Here is a 921-nt window from a genome sequence, read left to right as displayed (position 1 = left end):
AGGTCGCGAACGTGCTCACCAAATATCTTTACAAACCAATCAATGTTCAACGTGATGTTGGTAATGACTTTTCGACCGTCCTTGATGGCCGGAATAATATGATATGCGACAGCTTCATAAGTTTTGCCGCCTCCTGGTCTCCCTGCTATTGCGTAAATCATGAGCCTAACCTCGTAAACGGAATCAGTTGAAGCAACAAACGAATAGTGATTGCAGCAAGGATAATTGATAAACACTGAGGAACACCGACCGCAGCAAAAACCCAAGAGACAGTTGGAGGAATCGAAGTCATATACTGGCTCATATCAACAGGTGCAAAGAGAGCGAAAATGCCAGCAATCAGCGAATTAGCCGCTTCCATAACTTGCTCAACAATCCAAAAAAACAAATCCTTGAGCATGTCAAAAAGAGATAACAAGAGCTGGTACAAAAACACCAAAAGCTTGTTAAACAAATCAACTAACCAGTCCATATTAACCTCCGAAAATGATTCGACGCGCCGCAAAAATGGACGTCATGATGAGAACCGAACGAACAAAACCAAAAACCCAATCAAAGCTAATATGCTCCTCGAAACTGAAGTCACCGAAGAACGGAACCGGAAGAACAAACGAAGGACGTTGAGCATTGGACAAGTCCAAATTACCGAAAGAGCTAACAAAATTATCTATGGTGTTTACTTTCAAATCATTGAGCTGACCAGAAACCAAGCCACCTAACCCCTCAGGATATTTAGATTCATAAAAACCAGTACACGTACCCGTCTCAATACAAGTGCCACCAATGCCAGCGCCAGACGTATCCGTATTAGCAATGCCATCTAACGTGTCTGAAATACCAGCAACATCCTCCGCGATGCCATCCATTGCACCTGCAATTTTCTCAACATCATCACCAACACCATTAATCGCATTGGTATTC

2 protein-coding genes and 1 pseudogene are annotated in these 921 nt (G+C 42.9%); all 3 read right to left on the bottom strand.

The genetic code is table 11. The annotated features are described in order from the left end of the window. The coding region (locus R7Z77_RS24470; RefSeq protein WP_318136942.1) for a zonular occludens toxin domain-containing protein at positions 1–161 on the bottom strand (161 nt) is incomplete at its 3' end. Then, entirely contained in the window at positions 158–472 is a 315-nt protein-coding gene (locus R7Z77_RS24465) for a DUF2523 family protein (protein ID WP_025509939.1), read from the bottom strand. The genes R7Z77_RS24470 and R7Z77_RS24465, both read right to left, overlap by 4 nt. A gap of 1 nt (position 473) precedes the next feature. Beyond that, positions 474–921, bottom strand: a pseudogene (locus R7Z77_RS24460) (methyl-accepting chemotaxis protein); the annotation flags it as partial.

This window comes from Vibrio sp. 1401 (assembly GCF_033340295.1).
Note: the sequence above shows the minus strand (reverse complement) of the source record. Positions and strands in the feature narration are given on the sequence as shown.